General features: G+C 68.1%; 2 protein-coding genes. Both read left to right on the forward strand.

From position 1 onward, the window contains the following. The first annotated feature begins 271 nt into the window (after positions 1–271). Entirely contained in the window at positions 272–1,837 is a 1,566-nt protein-coding gene (locus GX543_RS00390) for a CCA tRNA nucleotidyltransferase (protein WP_290849046.1), read from the forward strand. Continuing rightward, the coding region (locus tag GX543_RS00395; RefSeq protein WP_290849047.1) for a glycosyltransferase 87 family protein at positions 1,834–2,890 on the forward strand (1,057 nt) is incomplete at its 3' end. The genes GX543_RS00390 and GX543_RS00395, both read left to right, overlap by 4 nt.

Consider the following 2,890-nt stretch of genomic DNA (forward strand, 5'->3'; position numbering starts at 1 on the left):
TCGCCGTCCACACCGCCCTCCAGAACCACCTCAACCCACCACCCTTCTGACACACACAACGGTGCAGTCAGGTCCAGGTGGTCGCGAGAAGACGGAGGACTGGCGGGAGCAGCCGCGGGCCGGGCGTGCAGTGAACAGCGCCGAGAAGGTGCGCAGAGGTCGACTCGGTAAAGTCTGCGCTGTGTCAGCCCGAGATTCCTCCCCGAGTAGCCGCGCCGTTTCTGATCGACATGACGCCGCGGTGTTCTCGGGTGTTCAGGACGGACCGGGCATGAAGCCGGACTCCGGCGACGCGGCGGAGATCGCGGCGCGGCGTGTGCGGCTGCTCGCCGGAGCGCAGAGCACGATCAATCAGCTGGCCGACGTGCTGGCGCCGCTCGCCGCCGCGTTCGGCGACGCTGGGCATGAGTTGTACCTGGTCGGAGGCAGTGTTCGCGACGCCGTGCTCGGGCGGCTGGGAACGGACCTGGACTTCACCACCGACGCCCGACCGGACGTGGTCCGCGCGATCCTCGACGACTACGCGGACGCGGTGTGGGACACGGGCATCGAGTTCGGCACCCTCTCCGCGGTGAAGCGCGACGACGCCGGCATCGAGCAGCAGATCGAGATCACCACCTATCGCGCGGACACGTACGACGGGGTGACCCGCAATCCCGAGGTGGTCTTCGGCGACACACTCGAAGGTGACCTGGTGCGTCGTGACTTCACGGTCAATGCCATGGCGGTCCGCCTGCACGCCGATGGTCGTCACGACTTCGTGGATCCCCTGAACGGTATGGACGCACTGCTCGCGGGGGTGCTCGATACGCCGGCCGAGCCAGAGCAGTCGTTTTCCGACGACCCACTTCGTATGTTGCGCGCCTGCCGATTCGTCTCCCAACTGGGATTCACGGTCGCGCCGCGGGTCTTCCGTGCCCTGACCGAACTGACTGCCGAAATCGACAGGATCACGGTCGAGCGGGTGCGTGCAGAACTCGACAAGATGATCCTCGGCGAGTACCCGGTCGACGGAATCAACATGCTGTGCGAGACCGGACTGGCGGATCACGTGCTCCCCGAGGTCCCGGGTATGAAACTCGAACGCGACGAGCACATGCAGCACAAGGACGTCTACTGGCACTCGCTGACCGTCCTCAAGCAGGCGATCGACCTCGAACCCGAAGGTCCTGACCTGGTGCTGCGCTGGGCAGCCCTGCTCCACGACATCGGCAAGCCCGCGACGCGCGCGGCCAAGCCCGGCGGAGGTGTGACGTTCCATCACCACGAGGTCGTGGGCGCCAAGATGGTCCGCAAGCGCATGCGCGCGCTCAAGTACTCACGCCAGATGGTCGAGGACGTCTCCGGCCTGGTGTTCCTGCACCTGCGCTTCCACGGCTACGGCGAGGGCCAGTGGACTGACTCCGCCGTCCGGCGCTACGTCTCCGACGCCGGGGAACTGCTCCCCCGCCTGCATCGCCTCGTGCGTGCGGACTGCACGACCCGCAACAAGCGACGGGCGGCCAAGCTGCAGGCCACGTACGACTCGCTCGAGAACAGGATCGCCGAGATCGCGGAGAAGGAGGACCTCGCAAAGGTCCGTCCGGATCTCGACGGCAACGAGATCATGAAGCTCCTCGACCTCAAGCCCGGCCCTGACGTTGGACGCGCGTGGGCCTACCTCAAGGAACTGCGGCTGGATCGTGGCCCGCTCGACAGGGACGAGGCCGAGGCAGAGCTCCTCCGCTGGTGGGCCGAGCAGACTGGTGGCCAGCAGACCGGTGGCGACCAGGCCGGCGGCAATCAGACCGACTCCGCTCCCGGCACGGAAGCTGGCAAGAAAGACAAACAAGCATGATCGGAAGTGCTGTCGACCGCTATCTCGGATCGGTGGTGGGCAGGCTCGTCGTCGTCGTCCTCGCCACGGTGGGCACCCTCGTGCACACCGTTGGCGTCCCGGGGTTGCAGTCGATCCCGCCGTACCGCATCGACCTCGACGTGTACCGCGTCGGCGGGCAGGTGTTCCGCGACGGCGGTGAGCTCTACGGCGAACTGCCGCAGCTGGCCGAGGGCGCGCACCTGCCGTTCACCTATCCCCCGCTGTCGGCGCAGCTCTTCTCGCTGCTGACGTTCGTGCCGCTCCCGGTCGCGTCGATGCTGATCACCCTCGCGACGATCATCGTCCTGGCGCTCGTCGTGCAGCTGGTGCTCACGCGCACGTGCGACCGGCCGACCGCGCAGCTGTGGTGGATCACCGCGGCTGCCATGGCGGTGGGGATGTGGTTCGGTCCGGTGCGCGAAACGATTGGATTCGGACAGGTCAACGTCTTTCTCATGGCGTTGGTCCTGGTCGACGTGATCCGCGGGCGCGGACGGTGGTGGGGCGGCACGCTGACCGGGCTGGCGATGGCCATCAAGCTCACGCCGGCCGTGTTCCTCCTGTACTTCGTGCTCCGGCGCGACTGGCGCGGACTGGCGACGGCGGTGGTCTCGGCGCTCGCGTTCACCGGCATCGGGCACCTGCTGACCCCCGACGACTCGATCCGCTACTGGACGTTCGCGATCCGCGACCCGGGCCGCATTGGCGGGCTGGCGTTCGCGTCCAACCAGTCGGTCAACGGCGTCGTGCACCGGTTCGGGCTCGAGGGCACCGCCGCGTCGGTGGCGTGGTTCGTGGTGTCGTGCGTGATCGGGCTCGTGATCGCGTGGGCCGCGTGGCGCCTGCTGCGGGCCGGGCACGAGGTCGCAGCGGCCGTGGTGGTGGGGACAGTGGCGCTGTTCTGCTCGCCGGTGTCGTGGGGTCACCACTGGGTCTGGGCCGTGCCCGCGGTGGTGCTGGCGCTGGTCTGGGCTGACCGCGCCGCGCGGGGCGGTGCTGGGCAGCGCGGATCGGGACCGGGTGACGACGACA

It is taken from the genome of Gordonia sp. (in: high G+C Gram-positive bacteria), assembly GCF_012515855.1.
Lineage (GTDB): Bacteria > Actinomycetota > Actinomycetes > Mycobacteriales > Mycobacteriaceae > Gordonia.